This is a genomic window from Streptomyces akebiae (assembly GCF_019599145.1).
GTDB lineage: Bacteria > Actinomycetota > Actinomycetes > Streptomycetales > Streptomycetaceae > Streptomyces > Streptomyces akebiae.
Map to the genome: position 1 here is coordinate 2,141,282 of NZ_CP080647.1, position 20,471 is coordinate 2,161,752.

Below are 20,471 nucleotides of genomic sequence, written 5' to 3' on the forward strand. Positions count from 1 at the left end.
CCCACCGCCGCAGCAGAGCAGTCAGAGAGGCACCTCACCATGAGCAATCTCCCCAAGGTCGCGTGGATAGGTCTCGGCATCATGGGCTCCCCCATGTCCGAGAACCTGATCAAGGCGGGTTACGACGTCACCGGCCACACCCTGGAGCAGGACAAGCTGGACCGGCTGACCGCCGCCGACGGGACCGCGGCGGCCTCCGTCGCCGAGGCCGTGCGCGACGCCGACGTCGTCATCACGATGGTGCCCGCGTCCCCGCAGGTGGAGGCCGTCGCGTACGGCCCCGACGGCATCCTGGCCCACGCCCGGCCCGGCGCCCTGCTGATCGACATGTCGTCCATCACCCCGCAGACCTCCGTCGACCTGGCGAAGGCCGCGAAGGAGAAGGGGATCCGGGTGCTCGACGCCCCGGTCTCCGGTGGTGAGGCGGGCGCCGTCGAGGCCGTGCTGTCCATCATGGTCGGCGGCGAGCAGTCCGACTTCGACGAGGCCGCGCCGCTGTTCGAGGCGCTCGGCAGGACGATCGTGCTGTGCGGTCCGCACGGCGCGGGGCAGACCGTGAAGGCCGCGAACCAGCTGATCGTGGCCGTGAACATCCAGGCGTGCGCCGAGGCCGTGGTCTTCCTGGAGAAGTCGGGCGTCGACCTGAAGGCGGCCCTCGACGTCCTGAACGGCGGGCTCGCGGGGTCGACCGTGCTGACCCGCAAGAAGGACAACTTCCTGAACCGGGACTTCAGACCGGGCTTCCGCGTCGACCTGCACCACAAGGACATGGGCATCGTCACCGAGGCCGCCCGCACCGTGGGTGCCGCCCTGCCGGTCGGCGCCGTGGTGGCCCAGCTGGTCGCCTCGCTGCGCGCCCAGGGCGACGGCGGCCTCGACCACTCGGCCCTGCTGCGGGCGGTGGAACGCCTCTCCGGCGCCCAGGTCTGAGGCGACACCTCACGGACTTCCGGTCCGCGGCGGCGCCGACATCTGTCCTGTCGCGCCCAGGTGCCGCCGCGGGCCGGAACCGCCGCCCCGGGTACGCCGACTTCCTCAGGGACGTCGGCGTACCCCTCTCGATGTTCGTACGACTCTCGACGGTGCGTGAAGCTCCGCCCCTCGCCGACGGGTGTGCCGTCCACCCCGCGCCGGCGATCGAGTTCTTCCATCCCCTTCCATCCCTGATCGGCGTCCGGTCCCTGGTGGACACCCACCAGCCACCGGACGCACCGCCCGCGACCGTTTCCGACCGACCCGGATGAGGGGTGCGCGTCGGACACCCGCGGGCAGGGCACGGACCGCGGCGGCGATGCGCGCCGGTGCGGTGGTGAAGGCCCCGGCCCGCGTCTCGACGTGAGGGACACGGGTCCGGTGCCGCCGCGGCCGCCGCGGTCCGACCCGTCCGCGTCACTCCTCCCGGGGCACGTCACGGGGGGAGCTTCGAGACCGGCGGGTCGAGGGACGATCAGGGTCCGACAAGCCGGTCACCGGCAGCCGTCGCGGCCCTCTGCCTACGCAAGGCTGCGTAGAGCGTCTACGGAACCCTCAAATCAACCTCTGAAACCGTGCTTGAGGGCTTCAACCACCCCTGGGGCAGGGCACATTCTCGACACACGAGGCCCGCCGGCACGGGGGCGGCGGGCCTCGACGGGGGAAGAGCCCCACGGGGGAAACAGGGGCACGGGGGAAGCGACGGGGGAAGCAAGGGAGCACAGGAACGGGGGAAACGGGGGCCCGGGGATCGGGGGTGAACCGGGGAAACGGGGGAGGCCGAGCGCGGCGGCGCGACTAAGCGGCTCGCATCACGCGAGGTCGCGCTGCCGCAAGGCCTCCCTTCTCCGTGCCCCTCTCCCTCTCCTCCCTCTCCTCCCCTCCCCCCTCTCGCTCTCTCCCGCTCGGCGGCCGATCGCCCTGTGCCCCTGAGAGCCCTCTCAGAGTTCCTCAGACCCGCAACCGCTTGATCGACGTGGGCGCGTGCCCCGGCTCCGTCGCGATCTCCTCGAACTCGACCACGTTGCCGATGTCGTTCGTCGTGGACATCGAGATGTTGGTGACGCGCTCCAGGATCACCTCGACGACGACCGGCACCCGGTACTCCGCCGCGAGCTTCTTGGCCTGTTCGAAGGCGGCGCCCAGGTCGGCCGGGTCGGTCACCCGGATCGCCTTGCAGCCGAGGCCCTCGGCGACCTTGACGTGGTCGACGCCGTAGACGCCCAGCTCGGGCGAGTTGACGTTCTCGAACTCCAGGTTGACCTGGAAGTCGATGTCGAAGGCGCGCTGGGCCTGGCGGATGAGGCCCAGGTAGGAGTTGTTGACCAGGACGTGGACGTACGGGATGCGGTGCTGCGCCCCGACGGCCAGCTCCTCGATCATGAACTGGAAGTCGTAGTCGCCGGAGAGGGCGACGACGGACGCCTCCGGGTCGGCCTTGGCGACGCCGAGCGCGGCCGGGACCGTCCAGCCGAGCGGTCCCGCCTGGCCGCAGTTGATCCAGTGGCGTGGGTGGTGGACGTGCAGCATCTGGGCGCCGGCGATCTGGGAGAGGCCGATGGTGGAGACGTAACGGGTCTCGGGGCCGAAGGCCTTGTTCATCTCCTCGTAGACGCGCTGCGGCTTGATCGGGATGTCGTCGAAGTGCGTGCGGCGCTGCAGCCGGGCCCTGCGGTCCTGCGCGTCGGCCGCCCACCCGGAGCGGTCCGGCAGCCGGCCCGCCGCTTTCAACTCCCGTGCCACCACGACGAACAGCTCCAGCGCGGCCTTGGCGTCGGAGGCGATGCCGTAGTCGGGGGCGAAGATCCTGCCGATCTGGGTGGGCTCGATGTCGACGTGCACGAACGTGCGTCCGGCCGTGTAGACGTCCAGCTTCCCGGTGTGCCGGTTGGCCCAGCGGTTGCCGATGCCGAGGACGAAGTCGGACTCCAGGAAGGTGGCGTTGCCGTAGCGGTGCGAGGTCTGGAGGCCGACCATGCCCGCGTTCAGCTCGTGGCCGTCGGGCAGGGTGCCCCAGCCCATGAGCGTGGGGACCACCGGAACACCGGTCAACTCGGCGAATTCGACGAGGAGTTCGCAGGCGTCGGCGTTGATGATCCCGCCGCCGGCCACGATCAGCGGCCGCTGCGACGCGTTCAGCAGCCCGATCGCCTTCTCGATCTGGGCGCGGGTGGCGGCCGGCTTGTAGACCGGGAGCGGCTCGTACGTGTCCGGGTCGAACTCGATCTCGGTGAGCTGGACGTCGATGGGCAGGTCGACGAGGACGGGGCCGGGACGGCCGGAGCGCATCAGGTGGAAGGCCTGCTGGAAGACGCCGGGGACCTGGGCGGCCTCCAGGACGGTGACGGCCATCTTCGTGACCGGCCTGGCGATGGAGGCGATGTCGACCGCCTGGAAGTCCTCCTTGTGGATCACGGCCGTGGGTGCCTGGCCCGTGACGCAGAGGATCGGGACGGAGTCACCGATGGCCGAGTAGAGCCCGGTGATCATGTCGGTGCCGGCGGGCCCGGAGGTGCCGACGCAGACACCGATGTTCCCGGGACGGGCGCGGGTGTACCCCTCGGCCATGTGCGACGCGCCCTCGACGTGCCGGGCGAGGGTGTGCTGGATCCCGCCGGCGGCCTTCAGGGCCGCGTAGAAGGGGTTGATCGCGGCGCCGGGGACCCCGAACGCGTCACGGACGCCCTCGCGCTTGAGGATCTCGACTGCCGCGCGGGCAGCGGTCATACGAGCCATTGCGTACTCCTGCTCCAGGTGCCGGACTCGCGCTCCCGTCGCGCCCCGCGGTGAGCACTTCCGTGATCTCGTCGGTGTGATGACTACAGACTACAGAATTCCACATTGTGGAAAATGTTTTCTATTATCTGGAAGCAATGTAGGGGGCGGGCCAAGGAGCGTCAAGGGCGCGGGCCGTGGCATCCACCAGGCCGTCTCGAGGTGTTTCCCTGCCGGAGCAGCCCTGCCTGGAGGACGATGAGGAGGCGTTTTCGACGGGCCCGGCGGTGGGGTGGGAAGCATGAGCGAGAGCATGGCGGTGCGGTGCCCGGACTGCGGGCGGGAGCACCAGTACGCCGCCCCGGCCTACCCCTGTGCGTGCGGCGCCCCGGTCGCGCCCGCCCTGAACCACCGCGCCGCCCCCACGTCGGTCACCCACCACACCTGGGACGAGGACTGGGTCACCGTCCAGTGCGGGAACTGCGGTCGCGCCGACCAGTGGCCCCACCCGGAGCTGGGCTGCTCGTGCGGGACCGTCCTGCGCGTGCCCGTGGCCGGCGCCTTACGGCCGCTGGGCCCGGGTGGCGCCGAGTCCATGACCGAGGCGCCCGCCGTCCCCCGGGCGGCCTTCCGTCCCGTCACCATCCGTACGGCCCGCGACGCGGTCACCGCGGTCGCCCTCTATCTGCGCTGGCTGGGGTACCGGGACATCCGCCGCGCCGACCAGCGCCAGCCCTCGGGGATCGGGCTGGCCGCGCGAGGGGTCCTGGTCCAGGTGGACCCGTCGGTGCGCCCGGCCTCGCTGCGCGATGTCGAGTGCCTGTGGCTGACCGCCATGACGGAGTCCACCGACTGCGTCTACTTCTCCCTCGCCGGGTACGCGAACGACGCCCGCGACCGCGCCGACGGCCTGGGCGTCTCCCTGTTCGTCCTGGATCTCACGGGCACCCCGCAGCCGGTGAACCGCGCGGCGACCGAACTGGTGGCCACCGGCGCGAGGGCCTGACCGACGACCGCGCCGCACGGAACGCGGGCGCGGCCCTCGCCCCACCCCGACCATGCGGTTACGGGGCTACCTCGCGTACCGCTCGCGCAGTTCGACCTTCCGCACCTTCCCCGACACCGTCATCGGGAAGGCGTCCAGAATGCGCAGCGTGCTGGGGATCTTGTAGTGCGCCAACCGCCCTTCACAGAAGGCCCGCAGCTCCTCCAGGGTGGGCGGTTCGGCGCTGTCGCGTGGGATGACGCAGGCGAGCACCTCCTCGCCGTACCGCTCGTGCGGCACGCCCACCACCTGGACGTCGGCGATCTTCGGGTGCCCGTACAGGAACTCCTCGATCTCGCGCGGGTAGATGTTCTCGCCACCCCGGATGATCATGTCCTTGATCCGGCCGACGATCTCGACGTACCCGTCCTCGCGCATCGTCGCGAGGTCCCCGGTGTGCATCCACCGCCCCGCGTCGACGGCCTCGGCCGTCTTCTCCGGCTCCTCCCAGTAGCCGAGCATCACGCTGTAGCCACGGGTGCACAACTCCCCTGCTTTGCCGCGCGGTTGGGTCACACCCGTCGCCGGGTCGACGATCTTCACCTCGATGTGCGGCAGGACGCGGCCGACGGTGCCGGTGCGGTGTGCCAGATCGTCGTCGCGCCGGGTCTGGGTGGAGACGGGCGAGGTCTCGGTCATGCCGTAACAGATCGAGACCTCCGTCATGTGCATCTCGGCGATGACCCGCTTCATCACCTCCACCGGACACGGCGAGCCCGCCATGATCCCGGTGCGCAGGGAGGAGAGGTCGTACGCGTCGAAGTCGGGGAGGTTCAACTCCGCGATGAACATGGTCGGTACGCCGTACAGGGAGGTGCAGCGCTCCTGCTGGACGGCCTCCAGGGTGGCCTTCGGGTCGAAGGAGGGGGCCGGGATGACGACGCAGGCGCCGTGCGAGGTGGCCGCGAGGTTGCCCATCACCATGCCGAAGCAGTGGTAGAAGGGAACGGGCACACAGATCCGGTCCTGCTCGCCGTAGCCGAGCAACTCCCCCACGAAGTAGCCGTTGTTGAGAATGTTGTGGTGGGAGAGGGTCGCCCCCTTGGGGAAGCCCGTGGTGCCCGAGGTGTACTGGATGTTGATCGGGTCGTCGCAGGACAGATCCTCGTACGGCACCGGCGTCCCGCGCGCGACCAGCGCGTCCCAGCTCGGGTCACCGATATAGACGGTCTCCCTCAGGCGCGGGCAGTTGCCGCGGACCTGCTCGATCATCGCCCGGTAGTCGCTCGTCTTGTGCCGGAGGGACGCGAACAGGAACGAGACCCCGGCCTGCTGGAGGACGTACTCGACCTCGTGGGTCCGGTAGGCCGGGTTGATGTTCACCATGATCGCGCCGATGCGGGCGGTGGCGTACTGCACGAGCACCCACTCGGCACAGTTGACCGCCCAGATGCCCACCCGGTCGCCCTTGGCGACGCCGCTCGCGACCAGCGCGTACGCCAACGCGTCGACGTCCGCGGAGAAGTGCGCGTACGTCCAGCGCCGCCCGGACGGCACGTCGACGAGCGCCTCCCGGTCCGGCCAGGCGGCGACGGCCCGGTCGAGGTTGGCACCGATGGTGTCGCCGAGCAGCGCGGTCCCGCTCGTCCCGTGCGTGTATGAAGTCATCGGAAGTCCTCCTCGCGGTATTCCGCGTCCGAGCCCGCGGCGGTGGCCTCGCGCAGTTCGATGCGGCGGATCTTGCCGGAGACCGTCTTCGGGAGGTCTCCGAACTCCAGGCGGCGCAGGCGCTTGTAGGGGGCGAGGACGGTCCGGGAGTGCTCGAAGAGCAACTTCGCGGTGTCCGGGCCCGGCTCCCAGCCGGCCGCGAGCACGATGTAGGCCTTCGGCACGGCGAGCCGCACCTCGTCCGGGGCCGGCACCACGGCCGCCTCGGCGACCGCCTCGTGCTCCAGCAGGGCGCTCTCCAGCTCGAACGGGCTGATCTTGTAGTCGCTGGCCTTGAAGACGTCGTCCGCGCGGCCCACGTAGGTGAGGTAGCCGTCCTCGTCCCGGGAGCCGATGTCGCCGGTGCGGTAGTAGCCGCCGGCCATGGCCTCCGCCGTACGGTCGGGGTCCCCGTGGTAGCCGGTCATGAGGCCCACGGGGCGGTTGGAGAGGTCCAGGGCGATCTCTCCCTCTTCGGCGTCCGGGGCACCCGTGACGACGTCGAGGAGAACGACCTTGTAGCCGGGGGCCGGCCGGCCCATGGAGCCGGTCTTCAGCTCCTGGCCGGGGCTGTTGGAGACCTGGACGGCGGTCTCGGTCTGGCCGAAGCCGTCCCGGACGGTGACACCCCAGGCGCGGCGAACCTGCTCGATGACCTCGGGATTCAGCGGCTCCCCGGCGGCGACGACCTCGCGGGGCGGGGTGCGCAGCCGCGAGAGGTCGGCCTGGACGAGCATGCGCCACACGGTGGGCGGGGCGCAGAAGGTGGTGACGCGCGCGCGGTCCATCTCCGCGAGCAGCCGGCTCGCGTCGAAGCGGGCGTAGTTGTGGAGGAAGACGGTCGCCTCCGCGTTCCACGGGGCGAAGAGGTTGGACCAGGCGTGCTTGGCCCAGCCGGGCGAGGAGATGTTGAGATGGACGTCGCCGGGGCGCAGACCGATCCAGTACATGGTGGCCAAGTGGCCGATGGGATACGACACATGGGTGTGCTCGACCAGTTTGGGCCGGGCGGTGGTGCCCGAGGTGAAGTACAGCATCAACGGGTCGGTGGCGTTGGTCGCGCCGTTCGGCTCGAAGCGGGCGGGGGCCGCGTAGGCCTGCTCGTACGGCCGCCAGCCGTCGACCGTGCCGCCGACCGTGGTGCGGGTGTAACGACCGGGAACGTCCTCGAACTTGGGCGCGTCCTCGGCCCGCACGATCACATGCCGGACCCGGCCGCGCTCCACCCGGTCACGCAGATCTCCGGGGCCGAGCAGCGGGGTCGCGGGGATGACGACGGCGCGCAGCTTCATCGCGGCGAGCGCGGTCTCCCACAACTCCGCCTGGTTGCCGAGCATCACGAGGATGCGGTCATCGGCGCGGACGCCCCGGTCCCGCAGCCAGTTGGCGGCACGGGAGGAGCGTTCGGACATCTCGGCGAAGGAGAGACGGGTCTCGGAGCCGTCCTCCTCCACGATGTGGAGGGCCGTGCGATCGTTCCCACGTGCGATCACGTCGAACCAGTCGAGCGCCCAGTTGAAGTACTCGGGGCGGGGCCAGACGAAACCCTGGTAGGCCGTGGCGTAGTCCTCGCGATGCGCCAGCAAGAAGTCCCGGGCCGCCCGGAACTCCTCCGTGGCGCTCGTCCTCGCCGACATGTGTCCTCCTCATTGCCGGACCGTTGCCCCACATCGTGTAATGCGTGATACACGTCTCACTACCCCCGAACGGGGGTGCGCCGCGCGGAAGGGGCGAGTTCGTGGCACTGGAACCCTCGGTTTCCGTCGGGCCGGCCTGGCCGGGCCGAACGGACATGCGCGGTGCGCTGCACCGGCTGCGGCAGTCCACCGGGCTGCCGCTCGCCTTCGCGGGGCTGATCGAGCCCGGAGCCGGGCAACTGCGCATCAGCGAACTCCAGGGCCACAGGACCACCTCGCTCCACGGTCTCGCCGTGCGCTCCGGGAACGGCCTCGGCGGCAAGGCGGTGGCCCTGGCCCGCCCCTGCTGGGTGACCGACTACTCCGCGTCGCGCCGGATCAGCCACGAGTACGACGCCGCGGTCGCCGCCGAGGGCATCCGCTCCGTCCTCGCGGTCCCCGTCGTCGTGCGGCGTCAGGTGCGCGGGGTGCTGTACGGCGCGCTGCGCACGGCCCAGCCGCTGGGCGACCGCACGGTCGCGGCCGCGCTGGACGCGGCGCGGGACCTGGAGCAGACGCTCGTGGTGCACGACGAGGCCCGGAACCTGCTGGCCGCGACCGCCCCGCCCGAGGGGGGATCGGCCGGGGCGTGGGAGGAGGTCCGTCAGGCCCACGGGGAGCTGCGCGCGCTCGCTCCGCGCGTCGGCGATCCGGAGCTGCGGGCCGAACTGCTGCGGGTGTGCGGGCGCCTCGCCGGCGTGAGCGACGGGGAGGGCGCCGCGCCGGACGGTGTCCCCCGGGTCGCCCTCACGCCGCGTGAGACGGACGTGCTGGCCTGCGTCGCGACGGGTGCCAGCAACCGGGTCGCCGCGGACCGTCTGGGGCTGCGCCCCGAGACGGTGAAGGCGTATCTGAGTTCGGCCATGCGGAAGCTCGGGGTGCACGGTCGGTGGGAAGCGGTGGTGGCGGCGCGCCGGGCGGGGCTACTGCCGTAGGTGAAGCGGTGGGGCGATTCTCACACTGCGGGCCGGCGGGGGGGGGTGATCGCGCAGTTCCCCGCGCCCCTGACGGGGCGCGGCTGTCGTGCGCCCGGAGCATTCATGTAACGGGCCTGTGAAATTCCCTATGCCGTACCCTTCCTGTTATTTCCCACACCGGGCCGCGTTCCGAAATTCAAAGACTGGACGCCTAATATTGGCCCGGACACGACACTCGAGGGGAGCGGTGGCCCGTGCGACGGGAGTTCAAGGAGCCTGGGAGACCCCGCCCCGACCTGGTCATAGGCAGGGAGGAGCTGTTCGCCGGGGCGCGCGAACAGCTTTCGCGGGGCGGCAGCGTGCTCGTGCACGGCTCCGCGGGCATCGGGAAATCGACCGTCCTGCGCGCCCTGGCCGCCGAATACGACGAATCGGCACGGACGGTGCTGCGCTGCTCGGCCACCGAGTCCGAGTCCCATCTGCCGTTCCTCGCCCTGACCGACCTGCTCGGGCTGGTCATGGACGAGGTGTCCGACCAGCTGCCGGCGCCGCAGCGCACCGCACTGGAGTCCGCGCTCACCGGCCGTGGCGAGTCCACGCTCCAGCGTGACGGACTGGCCCTGCGGCTGGCCGTGCTGTCGACGCTGCGCGCGCTGGCCACCAAGGGCCCGGTGCTGATCGTCGCCGACGACCTGCAGTGGCTGGATCCGGCCAGTGTGGAGCTGCTCGGCTTCGCCGCGCGGCGGCTCGGCGAGATGCCGGTGCGCATGCTGTGCGCCGTACGTACCTCGACGGACCCCCACGGTCACGAGCAGGACAGGTATCTACGCGCGTCCCCGCCCGACACCCTGGCCCTCCGGGTCGCCCCGCTGTCCCGCGCGCACGTCGCCGAACTGCTGGAGAACCGCGGCTACACCGGTCTGCCCCGCTCGACCGTGCGGGACATCCACCGCACCAGCGGCGGCAACCCGCTGTTCGCGCTGGAGCTGGGCCGCGCACTCGCCGACAGCTCGACCCCGCCGCGTCCGGGCGAACCCCTGCCCGTGCCCACCTCACTGCGGACCCTGGTCCTGAACCGGCTGGACATGCTCTCCGCCGAGGCCCGCCGCACCCTGCTGGTCGCCAGCGCCGGTGCCCGGCCCACCGTGGCGCTGCTGCGTGCCGCCGGGCGGGAGAACGCCGAGGCGGAGACCGCGCGGGCCGTCGAGCTGGGCCTGCTCGCGCCGGAGCGGGAGGGCCCCGGAGTACGGTTCGCGCACCCCCTGGTCTCGGCCGCGCTGTACGCCGAGGCGACCGCGCAGGAGCGGCGGGCCGCCCACGCCGCGCTGTCCACCGCCGCCGTCGACCCCATCGAGCGGGCCCGGCACCTGGCGCTGGCCACCCAGGGCACCGACCCGCAGGTAGCCGCGCGGCTCGGCGAGGCCGCCGCCGTGGCCCGGGACCGGGGCGCGCCCTCGGTCGCCGCCGAGCTGGGGCTGCTCTCGGCCCGGCACACCCCGGCGGACGCGACACCGGGTCCGGACGAGCGGCGGCTGCAGGCGGCCGAGGACGCCCTGACCGCCGGGGAGAACGACCTCGGCCGGGACATCGCCCGTGAGGTGCTGACCCGCGCCAGCGAGCCCGCCGAGCGGGTCCGGGCCTGGATGGTGGTGATCGACGCGGCCGGGCAGTCCCTCGCCGAGGTCGACGCCGTCTACCCGCAGGTCCTCGCCGACGCGGGCGACGACCCGCGGCTGCTCGGGCTGGTCCGCTACCAGCTGGCCTGGCGGGCGCTGGTCCTGGAGGGCGACTTCGCGCAGAGCCGGGAGGAGGCCGCGCGCGCGGCGGAACTGGCCGGACGCGCCGAGGACCGGCGCACCGAACTCCTCGCACTCGCCTTCCAGGCGCAGGCCGAGATCCTGATGGGCCACCCCGACGCCCCGATGACGATCAAACGCGCGCTGAAGGAGCCCCAGGACCCGCAGCTCGCCTGTCACCACAACGGGGCGGGCGCGACCCGCTTCCGCTGGCTGATGATGAGCGACCAGCTCGGCGAGGCCCGCGCCACGATCACCTCGTTGCTGCGGGAGGTGCGTCGGCGCGGCATGGTCGAGAGCGAGGTGCACTACGTGCGCTTCCTCGCCGAGACCGAACTGCGCTCCGGGCACTGCGGCCGGGCCCTCGACCTCGCCCGCGAGGGCTATGTCCTGGCCCGGGACTCCGGTATCGGCGAGGGCGCGTCCGCCATGCTCACCTCGCTCGCGGAGGCCGCCGGCGGTGATGTGGAGCGGGCCCGTGCGCTGGCCCGCGAGGCGGCCGACCGCGCGGAGCAGGACGGCGACCTGATGTACCTCTCCCGCGCCCTGGGCGCCCTCGGGCACGCCCAGTTGGTGGCCGGGGACGCGCCCGGGACGGTCCAGTCCCTGCGTCGCGTCCGGGAGTTGGAGGACGGGTTGGGGGTCAACGACCCGGCGCGTGGCCGGTGGCACGGCGATCTCGCCGAAGCCCTGGTGCGGGTGGGCGAGCTGGCGGAGGCGCAGGACGTCATCGACGTCACCCGGCAGCAGGCGCTGCGGCTGGGCCGGGAGAGCGTGCTCGCCGTCCTCGACCGCGCCGAGGCTCTGGTGCGGGCGGCACGGGGTGAACAGGACGCCGCCGTACGGCAGTTGACGTCCGCTCAGGACCGGCTCGCCAAGCTGGGCTACGGCTTGGAGGAGGCGCGGGCCGCGTACGCCCTGGCAGGGCTGCGCGTCCTGTCGCAGGGGCTCGCCCGACCGGGGACGCCCCCGCCGGGCTCGTACGACGAGGCGTCCCGGCTGTTCCGCCGGTGCCGTGCCCTGCCGTGGCTGCGTCAGGTGGAGGAGGCCTCGGTCGTCCCGGCGCCCCCGCCGCAGCCCGCGATCGCCCCGTCGGCGCTGGACGCCCTCGCCGTGCTCGCCGCGACGGAACGCCAGGTCGCCGAGCTGGTCATGGAGGGCGCCACCAACCGGGAGATCGCCGGCCGGCTGTACATCAGCGTGAAGACGGTCGAGGCGACCCTCACTCGTGTCTACCGGAAGCTGGGCATCCGGTCGCGTGTGGACATCGTGCGTCTGGCGGCGGGACACCGTACGAACTGACCTCCCCGGGACGGGCTGACGAGTCCCTGCCGGGACCTGGGCCCTGTCGTCACCTTCCCGTCCGCTTCTCGTCCGGCGCGCTTCGGGGGCATCCGTGCGGGCGGCGACCTTGCGGCTCCAGCCTAGGCTCAAACCCCGGCCCGGGTCATCGAGGGTTTTCCCTCCCCAACTCCCCTAGGGGGATCCCCCCTTGGGAGGGGATCCCTCCGGCTCTTAGTTTTTGTGACGTGCCCACGCCAGGGCACACAGACCGGCCCGCCGCCCCCGCTCGGCTCCCCCGAGCGGGGGCGGCACCGCAGGCTCTGTGCACCATCCCCCCACCCGCGCGTCCCCCACCGGCAACCCCCATGAGGAGAACCATGTTCGGGTTCAACCGCGCCAAGAAGTTGATGGTCGCCGCCGCCGCGACCGCCGCCGCTGCCGCCGGCGCCCTGCTGACCGCGCCCGGCGCCGTCGCCGCTCCCCAGCCCATCGTGGGTGGGACCACCACCACCGCGAGCGCGTACCCGTACGTCATGCAGATCACGAACGCCTCGCAGAGCCAGTTCTGTGGTGGCACCCTGGTGTCGCCCACCAAGGTGATCACCGCCGCTCACTGCATGGTCGGCAGAACGACCTCCAACACCCGCGTCGTCGGTGGCCGCACCTACCGCAACGGCACGAACGGCACCGTCAGCACGCTCAGCAAGATCTGGATCCACCCGAGCTACAACAGCTCCACCATGACCAGCGACGTGGCCGTGCTGACGCTCGCCGTCGCGCAGCCGTACACCACGGTGCCCTACGTCAGCGCCTCCCAGACGGGCGTCTACGCGGCCGGCACCACCGCCCGCATCATCGGCTGGGGCACCACCTCCTCGGGCGGTTCCTCCTCCAACCAGCTGCGCACGGCGACCGTGCCGGTCGTGGCCGACTCGGTCTGCGGCAGCTCCAGCTCCTACGGCTCCGAGTTCATCGCGAGCTCCATGGTCTGCGCCGGCTACTCCTCCGGTGGCGTTGACACCTGCCAGGGCGACAGCGGCGGTCCCCTGATGATCGGGGGCGTCCTGGCAGGCATAGTCTCCTGGGGTTACGGCTGCGCCGACGCGCAGTACCCCGGGATCTACACCCGGCTGACGACCTTCTCCAACACGGTGGCCGCGCAGGTCAACTCCTGACGGGGAGAAGTCGGCCCACGGACTCCTGAGGCACTCCCTCAGGTGATACCAGGGGGCGCCGCGAACCTGCCACGAGCGGTTCGGGGCGCCCCCTCTCCACTGTGCGACGGCACGCCGGGTCACCGGCCGGCGGCCGTCACGGCGCCGAAGCGGATGTCGTACGAGCCGCCGCCGTGCAGCGTTCCGAGCAGGCGGCCCGCCTCTTCCACCAACTCCGTCCGCTGCCGCCCGGTGAGGCGTCCGAAGGGTTCGAGGGTGAGGACGTCGGCGTCGAGCTTCCAGACACCGGCCAGGAATCCGTCGACGAGGAACGTGCGGTAGGCCTGGTTCCCCTGCCAGGAACGGCCCTTGAGGTCGGGCGGGACCACCCGGGAGCGGTCGGCGTGGGAGAGAAGCAGATTGTCGAACTCGGGGAGCAGCCGGGGCGGTGCCGGAGTCTCCGGGTCCGGGCGGGGCGCGTCCGGGAGGTCGAAGAGTTCGACGCCGCTCTCGTCCCGGAAGGTGACCAGCTCCGGGCGCAGCCGCTCGAACACCTCGCGCAGGCGCGTCAGTCCGGCCCAGGTCTGCATGTCCTTCACGGAGGCGGGCCCGAAGGCGGCGAGATAGCGCCGGACCACGGCCTCGGGTGCCGGGGCCTCTTCGGTGGGCCGGCCGAGCCAGTGCTCGGCGGTGGTCAGCGCGACCTGCCCGCTCCTCCCCCACAGGCCGCGCGGGGTGACCTGGACGAGCGGCAGCCGACAGCGTGCGGCGAGTCCGAGGGCGAACGGGTCGGCGTCGGGCCACTCCACGACCAGGGCCTCCCGCAACTGCTTCAGGGTGCGTGGCTCGGCCTCGACGAGTTCGCGGGCGATGGCCTCCAGCCGGTCGAGATCGACTCCGGCCAGCCCCTTGCGGAACAGGTTCAGCTCCCGCTCCCGGGCCGGCTGCACCAACGGCCGCAGGGTGAGGCAGTCCTCGGCGGTGTGCGTGTGGATCGTGGACCGCATGCTGACGATGCGGACGACCTGCCGATCGGCCATCAGCGCCGACAGTCGCTCGGGGGTGAACCCGTCCAGCCGGGCCGCGAGCGCGTAGTAGGGCGGCTGGACGTTCTGCGCCTGGAGGCCGAGGAGGTGCTCGACGGCGTCGCGGGCGGACATCTCCGCCCGGCTCAGGAGGAGTTGACGGGCGAGGGTCGCGCGGTTGAGAGCGCGGGTGCCGAGCCGGGGAGCGACGGTCTGGGGCGCCTTGTTCGTCATGCCGTGCACGCTAGCGGGCATCGCGGACAGGTTCTGTCCTAGACGCCGTGGTTTTTGGCCCGCGTTTCCGGCTCGACATACACGACACCGGCTTCACTCCCGCTTCGTTCCCGCTTCATTCCCTCCTCGTTCCCTCCTCGTTCCCTCCTCGTTCCGTCGTTCCAGGTCCGGGAGCCCGGGCAGTAGTGCCTCGGGCGGAGCGGGCGGACTTCCGCGCCTCGGCCACCGGCCCCGGGGTGTTTGCCCCGTATATCCTGCTCGTATCCTGCTCGGTGATCACACACTCGTACGAGTCCGCGCACCTCGGGAGGCATCCGCGATGGCCGATCGACGACGCGCCCGCCCGGCCGCGAAGAGTACCGGCCCCACCTCCAAGGGCAGCAGGAAGGCGGGCTGGCGCCGCGCGCTGCCCCCTTCGCCCACACCACCCGCCGGGCCGACGGCACCGATCCCGGACGCGACGCCGTCGGCCGCGGCCGAGCGGGCGGCCAGTGTGGTGGAGGCGGCCGTGTACCAGGACGGTGTACGCGTCTCCTCCCCGGGCACGCTCGCGGACACGTTCCGCGAACTGCGCCGGGCCCCGGCCGGCATGGCGTGGATCGGGCTGGCCCGCCCGACCGAGACCGAACTCCTCTCCCTGGCCGCCGAGTTCGACCTGCACCCGCTGGCGGTCGAGGACGCGATGGAGGCGCATCAACGCCCCAAGCTGGAGCGCTACGGCGAGACCCTCTTCGTCGTCCTGCGCGCCGCGCGCTATCTCGACGCACAGGAGGAGGTCGACTTCGGCGAGCTGCACGTCTTCGTGGGGCCGGACTTCGTCATCACGGTCCGGCACGGGGCGGCGCCCGATCTGTCGGCGGTGCGCCGCCGGATGGAGGAGACACCGGAGCTGCTGAAGCTGGGCCCCGAGGCGGTCCTCTACGCCATCCTCGACGCGGTGGTCGACGGGTACGCGCCCGTCGTGTCCGGTGTGCAGAACGACGTCGACGAAATCGAGACGGAGGTCTTCCGCGGCGACCCGGAGGTCTCCCGCCGCATCTACGAACTCTCGCGCGAGATGGTCGAGTTCCAGCGCGCCACGCGACCCCTCGTCGGCATGCTGCACGGCCTGATGGCCGGCTTCACCAAGTACGAGACCGACGAGGAACTCCAGCGCTACCTCCGCGACGTCGCCGACCACGTCACCCACACCAGCGAACGCGTCGACGGCTTCCGCCAGGCCCTCACGGAGATCCTCACGGTCAACGCCACCCTCGTCACCCAGCAACAGAACGCGGAGATGCGCGCTCTGGCGGAGGCGGGGTTCGAGCAGAACGAGGAGATCAAGAAGATCTCGAGCTGGGCGGCGATTCTCTTTGCTCCCACACTCGTGGGAACCATTTACGGCATGAACTTCGAACACATGCCGGAGTTGGGCTGGAACTTCGGATACCCCTTCGCGATCGGCTTGATGGGGGTAGTTTGCGTAAGTTTGTACCTAATCTTCAAGCGGCGGGACTGGCTCTAGAAACCTGGCACCGCACTCAGCCCTTCTTCGCGCCGGTGCCGCGCACCCTCGTCCGCGCACCGTGTGCGCCGTATACGAACACCTTCCCTCAGCTCGCCTCCCGCGCCCGAGCAGCCGCGTGACGGACATGCCGGAGCCGCACACGCGGCTCCTGACGGATGTGATCGCGCCCGGTTCCCCGTATCCACCGGTTCTCACCGGTGGATACGCCGTGCGGGCACCCGCCTCGTGAACCGCCCCATGATGAGCGAGGTAGAGCGCATCCGTGAGCGTCGTCTTTCCGGCGTCGTCGGCCCCGACCGGAACGCTGAAACGGCCGGGCAGGTGGCAGACCTGCCCGGACTGCCCTCGGGTGGGCTGGGCACTTGGACGCTTGAGTGTCGGGAGAGTTCCCCATGTTCTGGGTGGCGTTGCGGGCCTCGGCGCAATCCGCCGCGTCGAGCGCGGCAAGCACGGCCAGGACTGCCTCCGCCTCAAGGTCGGCCCGGTCGGCCCGCCGCCAGAGGCGCGGGATCCGTCGCAGGTTCCGGTACAGCCCGGGCAGGACCAGCCGGACGACCAGCAACCGCCCGGTGCCGTCGCCGTCCCGCGGCTCCCGCTGGGCCTCGGTGACGGCATGTCGCCATGCGACCTCCTCGAAGTCGGCGTGAATGCCGGTACGCGTCAGGGCCCGGGCACAGGCCGATCGACACCGCCACCCGACTGGTGGACACGTCGTCGGCACAAGGCTGGCACCGGTCACGCCGACGCCCTGACCCCGAAGCCGAACCCTCGCGGGAATTAGTTGAGTCAGGCAAGCGGAACGGTAGGGTGGAGCGCATGGACGGCAGTGGCGCCCGAGTGAAACCGGCACTCGCCCGGGGAGCCGGTCAGCACCTTCTGCTCGTCGTCCACGAGCCGGACCTCGCCGAACTCCTCTCCACCACGCTGGAGTTGGCGGGATACCGCACCGCCCTGGCCGGGACCGGGGGTGAGGCTCTGGAGCGGCTCGCGGAGCAGCGGTTCGACCTGATGGTCGTCGACGCGGCGCTGCCGGACATGGTGAGCCTGGCCCGGGAGCGGCCCGTCGTGGCACACCGCCCCCCGGTGCTCGTCCTGACGGAGTACGACTCGCTGGGCGACCTCGTGCCCGAACTGGGCCCGGGGGAGCGGGACTACGTCACCAAGCCCGTCCGGGTGGCCGAGGTGCTGGTCCGGGTGCAGGTCCTGCTGCGGGGCACGCACGCGGGGCATCCACGGGACGGCGCGCTCAGCTACCGCGACCTGGTCCTGGACGACACCCTGCGCGAAGCGCGCCGCGGCACCCGCCCCCTCGCCCTGACGGCCGCCGAGTACCGGCTGCTGCGCCACCTCCTGGTCAACGCACACCGGGTGCTCTCCAAGGAGCAGATCGGGCGGTACGTCTGGGGCGACCACCGCGGCGACAACTCCATCGAGCAACTCGTCTCCCGGCTGCGGCGCAAGGTCGACCGTGACGCGCCCAACCTGATTCACACACGCCGAGGGTTCGGCTACTGGCTCGGGCACGCCGACACCGAGCGCTGACCGGCCGCACCAAGCGGCGCGGTGCTTACAACTCCTTTACGCAGCAAGGCATTTGAACACCCCGACGCGGCTGTGATCTGGGTCACGTCGGCTCTCTGTCAGGGAACTGATCGGAAGGCGTCAGCCCGCTCTGTTTGCATGTGCTCATCGAGGCCTCGACCCCCTTTCGCCCCGGTGCTCCTACCCGTCGGGCGGGAGCCCGCCCCCACCACCGAGGAGAACCATGGCCGACACCCTGGCCGGAGCCGTACCCGAGGCGCCGGACTCGCTCCCCGAGTTCCCGATGCCCCGGGAGGCCCGCTGCCCCTTCGACCCGCCGCCCGCCCTGAAGGACCTCCAGGAGAAGACGCCGCTGACGAAGGTGCGGCTGTGGGACGGCAGTGAACCGTGGCTCGTGACCCGGTACGCCGACCAGCGCGCCGTCCTCGGCGACCCCGGAGTCAGCGCCGACACCGACAGCCCCGGCTACCCGACCAAGGCCAGTCCCGAGGGCGGCGAGGGCAAGCTCAGCTTCATCATGATGGACGACCCCGAACACGCCCGGCTGCGACGGATGGTGACGGCCCCGTTCGCCGTGAAGAAGGTGGAGGCCCTGCGGCCCGCCGTGCAGCGGATCGTCGACGACCTGATCGACGGGATGCTGAGCCGGCCGGGTCCGGTGGACCTCGTGGAGGAGTTCGCCCTGCCGATCCCCTCCCTGGTGATCTGCGAACTGCTCGGCGTGCCCTACGACGACCACGCGCTGTTCCAGGAGAACACCAAGACGATGGTCCGCACGACCGCGACCCCCGAGCAGCGCGGTGCGGCGACGCGGGAGATGGCCGGATACCTGGCCGGTCAGATCGCCAAGCGGCTCGCCGACCCGAAGGACGACCTGCTCTCCAGCATCGCGGGGCGCGTCACGGCCGGGGAGATCGACCACCAACAGGCCACCGAAATGGCCCTGCTCCTGCTGATCGCGGGCCACGAGACCACCGCGAACATGATCGCCCTCGGCACCCTGGCCCTCCTCCAGAACCCCGACCAGCTCGCCCTGCTGCGCGACAGCGACGACCCGAAGTTCGTCGCGGGCGCGGTCGAGGAACTGCTGCGCTACCTGCACATCACCCACCTCGGGCGGCGCCGCGCGGTGACCGAGGACATGGAGATCGCCGGCCAGGTGATCAAGGCCGGCGAGGGCGTCATCATGGCCAACGAGATCGCCAACCGCGACCCCGAGGTGTTCCCCGACCCCGACCGCCTCGACCTCACCCGCGACGCCCGCCGCCACGTCGCCTTCGGCTTCGGCGTCCACCAGTGCCTGGGCCAGCCGCTGGCCCGGATGGAACTCCAGGTCGTCTACGGCACCCTCTACAAGCGCGTTCCCACGCTGAAGCTGGCCTGCGCGCTGGAGGACGTCCGGTTCAAGAACGACGCGTTCATCTACGGCGTGCACGAACTGCCTGTCTCCTGGTGACGACTCCCCGTCCCGCGAGCGAACCAAGAACCACGAGCGAAGCAAGTAAGGGGAATCCCATGAAGGTGGAGCTGGAAGCCGACAAGTGCGTCGCCTCCGGGCAGTGCGTGCTCGCCGCGATGGACGTCTTCGACCAGGACGACGACGGCATCGCGATCCTCCTGGAGGAACAGGTCGGCGAGGACCGACTCGACGACGTCAAGGAGGCCGTCGCGGTCTGCCCGGCCGCCGCCATCCGGCTGGTCGAGCAGTGAGGCGGATCGTCGTCGTCGGTGCCTCGGCCGCCGGACTCGCGGCGGCCGAGACCCTCCGCCGGGAGGGCTACGACGGCACGCTCACCCTGGTCGGCGACGAACCGCTCGCCCCGTACGACCGCCCGCCCCTGTCGAAGCAGATCCTGGCCGCGGAGTGGGAGCCCGAGCGGCTGGCGCTGCGCACCCCCGACACGCTGGCCGCGCTCGACCTCGACCTGCGGCTCGGCGTGGCGGCCACCGGCCTCGAACCGGCCGACCGGACCGTCGGGTTGGCCGACGGATCCGCCCTCCCGTACGACGGGCTGGTCATCGCCACCGGGGTCCGGCCGCGTCGGCTGCCCGGCGAGGGCGCGCACGTCCTGCGCACCCTCGACGACGCGCTGGCCCTGCGGGAGCGGCTCACCCCGGGCCGACGGCTGGTCGTGGTGGGCGCCGGCTTCCTCGGCGCGGAGGCCGCCGCCGTCGCATGGCAGCTCGGGGTCCACGTCACCCTGCTCGAACCCGCCCCCGTACCGCTGGCGCACGCCATCGGCACGGAGGTGGGCCAGATGCTGGGCCAGGCCCACCTGAAGCGGGGCGTCGACCTGCGCTGCGGGGTCACCGTGACCGAGGTGACCGACGCCGGTGTGCGGCTCGGGGACGGCGAAGTCATCGAGGCCGACGAGGTGTTGGTCGCCATCGGCTCGCTGCCCAACACCAGGTGGCTCGACGGCAGCGGGCTCACCGTCGGCGACGGAGTGGTGTGCGACGAGTACTGCCGGGCCGCGGAGAACGTGTACGCCGCCGGTGACGTCGCACGCTGGTACAACCCGCTGTTCGGCACCTCGATGCGCATCGAGCACCGCACCACCGCCGCCGAACAGGGCATGGCCGCCGCCCGGAACCTGCTGGCCGCCCCGCAGGCGCGCAAGCCGTTCGCGCCGGTACCCTACTTCTGGTCCGACCAGTACGACATGAAGATCCAGGCATTCGGTTACCTCCGCGGCCATGACGAAGTCACCGTGGTGGAGGGGGACTTGGCGGACAGCCGGTTCGTCGCCGCGTACCGCTCCGGCGACCGTGTCACCGGAGCCCTCGCCGTCGGCATGCCCCCCAAGGCGATCCGCCAGTGGCGTCAGGCGATCGCGACCGGCGCGACGTGGCACGACAGTGTGAGCACCACCGTCCCCGCAGTGGAGTCCTGACCTCCGACCCCCACTGGAACGCGGCAGCCGGGGGCGCTTCGTGCCTGATCAGGCACACAT

Annotated in this window: 14 protein-coding genes; 10 read left to right on the forward strand and 4 right to left on the reverse strand. The window is 71.5% G+C overall.

The window, feature by feature from the left end; translation table 11 throughout:
• The first annotated feature begins 39 nt into the window (after positions 1-39).
• Positions 40-930: a 2-hydroxy-3-oxopropionate reductase gene (locus tag K1J60_RS09415; protein WP_220645803.1), complete on the forward strand. Its 891-nt coding sequence runs from the start codon at positions 40-42 to the stop codon at positions 928-930.
• Between the two features lie 993 nt (positions 931-1,923).
• Here K1J60_RS09415 and gcl read toward each other — a convergent pair.
• Positions 1,924-3,708: a glyoxylate carboligase gene (gene gcl / locus K1J60_RS09420; RefSeq protein WP_220645804.1), complete on the reverse strand. Its 1,785-nt coding sequence runs from the start codon at positions 3,706-3,708 to the stop codon at positions 1,924-1,926.
• Between the two features lie 280 nt (positions 3,709-3,988).
• Between gcl and K1J60_RS09425 the strand changes: the two genes are divergently transcribed.
• Positions 3,989-4,693: a hypothetical protein gene (locus K1J60_RS09425; protein ID WP_220645805.1), complete on the forward strand. Its 705-nt coding sequence runs from the start codon at positions 3,989-3,991 to the stop codon at positions 4,691-4,693.
• Positions 4,694-4,759: 66 nt separating this feature from the next.
• On the opposite strand, the gene K1J60_RS09430 is transcribed toward K1J60_RS09425, so the two are convergent.
• Both K1J60_RS09430 and K1J60_RS09435 read right to left on the reverse strand, forming a co-directional pair.
• Entirely contained in the window at positions 4,760-6,340 is a 1,581-nt protein-coding gene (locus tag K1J60_RS09430) for an AMP-binding protein (RefSeq protein WP_220645806.1), read from the reverse strand.
• Positions 6,337-8,016: an AMP-binding protein gene (locus tag K1J60_RS09435; protein ID WP_220645807.1), complete on the reverse strand. Its 1,680-nt coding sequence runs from the start codon at positions 8,014-8,016 to the stop codon at positions 6,337-6,339. Before K1J60_RS09435 ends, K1J60_RS09430 begins: the two co-directional genes overlap by 4 nt.
• 155 nt (positions 8,017-8,171) lie before the next feature.
• Between K1J60_RS09435 and K1J60_RS09440 the strand changes: the two genes are divergently transcribed.
• The 3 genes from K1J60_RS09440 (at position 8,172) to K1J60_RS09450 (ending at position 13,227) form a co-directional block, all read left to right on the forward strand.
• Positions 8,172-8,990, forward strand: a complete 819-nt coding sequence (locus tag K1J60_RS09440) for a helix-turn-helix transcriptional regulator (protein WP_220651381.1) — start codon at positions 8,172-8,174, stop codon at positions 8,988-8,990.
• Positions 8,991-9,226: 236 nt separating this feature from the next.
• On the forward strand, positions 9,227-12,070 hold the full coding sequence (locus tag K1J60_RS09445; protein WP_220645808.1) for a helix-turn-helix transcriptional regulator: 2,844 nt from the start codon (positions 9,227-9,229) through the stop codon (positions 12,068-12,070).
• A 359-nt stretch (positions 12,071-12,429) separates the two neighbouring features.
• Positions 12,430-13,227 carry a S1 family serine peptidase gene (locus tag K1J60_RS09450; RefSeq protein WP_220645809.1) on the forward strand — a complete coding sequence of 266 codons (798 nt, stop codon included), beginning with the start codon at positions 12,430-12,432 and terminating at the stop codon, positions 13,225-13,227.
• Positions 13,228-13,346: 119 nt separating this feature from the next.
• On the opposite strand, the gene K1J60_RS09455 is transcribed toward K1J60_RS09450, so the two are convergent.
• Complete coding sequence (locus K1J60_RS09455) at positions 13,347-14,465, reverse strand: winged helix DNA-binding domain-containing protein (RefSeq protein ID WP_220645810.1); 1,119 nt, start codon at positions 14,463-14,465, stop codon at positions 13,347-13,349.
• Positions 14,466-14,784: 319 nt separating this feature from the next.
• On the opposite strand from K1J60_RS09455, the gene K1J60_RS09460 reads away from it, so the two are divergent.
• From K1J60_RS09460 to K1J60_RS09480, 5 genes are all read left to right on the forward strand, one after another.
• Positions 14,785-15,972, forward strand: a complete 1,188-nt coding sequence (locus tag K1J60_RS09460; protein ID WP_259407645.1) for a magnesium and cobalt transport protein CorA — start codon at positions 14,785-14,787, stop codon at positions 15,970-15,972.
• 819 nt (positions 15,973-16,791) lie between these two features.
• The gene (locus K1J60_RS09465; RefSeq protein WP_220645811.1) at positions 16,792-17,517 is read left to right on the forward strand and encodes a response regulator transcription factor; all 726 of its coding nucleotides are present in this window, start codon (positions 16,792-16,794) and stop codon (positions 17,515-17,517) included.
• A gap of 223 nt (positions 17,518-17,740) precedes the next feature.
• Entirely contained in the window at positions 17,741-18,973 is a 1,233-nt protein-coding gene (locus tag K1J60_RS09470; protein ID WP_220645812.1) for a cytochrome P450, read from the forward strand.
• Positions 18,974-19,032: 59 nt separating this feature from the next.
• Complete coding sequence (locus tag K1J60_RS09475) at positions 19,033-19,227, forward strand: ferredoxin (protein ID WP_220645813.1); 195 nt, start codon at positions 19,033-19,035, stop codon at positions 19,225-19,227.
• Positions 19,224-20,411: an NAD(P)/FAD-dependent oxidoreductase gene (locus K1J60_RS09480; protein ID WP_220645814.1), complete on the forward strand. Its 1,188-nt coding sequence runs from the start codon at positions 19,224-19,226 to the stop codon at positions 20,409-20,411. The genes K1J60_RS09475 and K1J60_RS09480 overlap by 4 nt, the downstream gene beginning before the upstream one ends.
• Positions 20,412-20,471 lie beyond the last annotated feature (60 nt).

What these genes read in the sequence shown, in the direction of transcription:
- K1J60_RS09415 (WP_220645803.1), top strand. Translation starts at nt 40, where the DNA reads ATGAGCAATCTCCCCAAGGTCGCGTGGATAGGTCTCGGCATCATGGGC.
- gcl (WP_220645804.1), bottom strand. Translation starts at nt 3,708, where the DNA reads ATGGCTCGTATGACCGCTGCCCGCGCGGCAGTCGAGATCCTCAAGCGC.
- K1J60_RS09425 (WP_220645805.1), top strand. Translation starts at nt 3,989, where the DNA reads ATGAGCGAGAGCATGGCGGTGCGGTGCCCGGACTGCGGGCGGGAGCAC.
- K1J60_RS09430 (WP_220645806.1), bottom strand. Translation starts at nt 6,340, where the DNA reads ATGACTTCATACACGCACGGGACGAGCGGGACCGCGCTGCTCGGCGAC.
- K1J60_RS09435 (WP_220645807.1), bottom strand. Translation starts at nt 8,016, where the DNA reads ATGTCGGCGAGGACGAGCGCCACGGAGGAGTTCCGGGCGGCCCGGGAC.
- K1J60_RS09440 (WP_220651381.1), top strand. Translation starts at nt 8,172, where the DNA reads ATGCGCGGTGCGCTGCACCGGCTGCGGCAGTCCACCGGGCTGCCGCTC.
- K1J60_RS09450 (WP_220645809.1), top strand. Translation starts at nt 12,430, where the DNA reads ATGTTCGGGTTCAACCGCGCCAAGAAGTTGATGGTCGCCGCCGCCGCG.
- K1J60_RS09455 (WP_220645810.1), bottom strand. Translation starts at nt 14,465, where the DNA reads ATGACGAACAAGGCGCCCCAGACCGTCGCTCCCCGGCTCGGCACCCGC.
- K1J60_RS09460 (WP_259407645.1), top strand. Translation starts at nt 14,785, where the DNA reads ATGGCCGATCGACGACGCGCCCGCCCGGCCGCGAAGAGTACCGGCCCC.
- K1J60_RS09465 (WP_220645811.1), top strand. Translation starts at nt 16,792, where the DNA reads ATGGACGGCAGTGGCGCCCGAGTGAAACCGGCACTCGCCCGGGGAGCC.
- K1J60_RS09470 (WP_220645812.1), top strand. Translation starts at nt 17,741, where the DNA reads ATGGCCGACACCCTGGCCGGAGCCGTACCCGAGGCGCCGGACTCGCTC.
- K1J60_RS09475 (WP_220645813.1), top strand. Translation starts at nt 19,033, where the DNA reads ATGAAGGTGGAGCTGGAAGCCGACAAGTGCGTCGCCTCCGGGCAGTGC.